General features: G+C 67.0%; 1 protein-coding gene. It reads right to left on the bottom strand.

The genetic code is table 11. The features are described from left to right. Positions 1-445 (bottom strand): PKD domain-containing protein (locus AB4Y91_RS16750; RefSeq protein ID WP_441419546.1); only part of this gene is annotated, 445 nt, incomplete at both ends.

The raw sequence follows: 445 nt of genomic DNA, 5'->3' as shown, positions 1-445 counted from the left end.
CCGATACCCCGGTCCCGGTGCTGCCGTCTCCGAAGGCCCATCCGTAGCCGGTGATGCCGGCGTCGTCGGTGGAGGCGCTGGCATCGAAAGCCGCGGTCAGACCGGAGGCCGAGGCGGTGAACGACGCCACCGGCGCGGCATTCACCGTGGCACCGCTGGTGGTGGTTGTTGCGGTGAGGTCGAAGCTGATGTCTTTGGTGGCGTGGTAGTTCAGGTGGGTTTCGGCGGCGATGGTGTTGGTTCCGTTGACCAGCAGGGAGAGTGGGACGTTGAAGGTGACCGGGGCGGCGTTGGCGTTGGAGGTGGGGATTGCTGCGGTGGCGTAGGTGTTGATGGTGACAGTGCCGGTGGGCATGCGGGTGCGGCCGACTTCGGTGCCGTTGACGTAGATGACGACGCCGTCGTCGGCGACGGTGGTGAGTTTGAGCGCGGTGACGGCGGAGGC

Origin of the sequence: Arthrobacter sp. YAF16, assembly GCF_052113385.1 — a bacterium.
In the GTDB taxonomy this organism is placed as follows: Bacteria; Actinomycetota; Actinomycetes; order Actinomycetales; family Micrococcaceae; genus Arthrobacter.
Note: the sequence above shows the minus strand (reverse complement) of the source record. Positions and strands in the feature narration are given on the sequence as shown.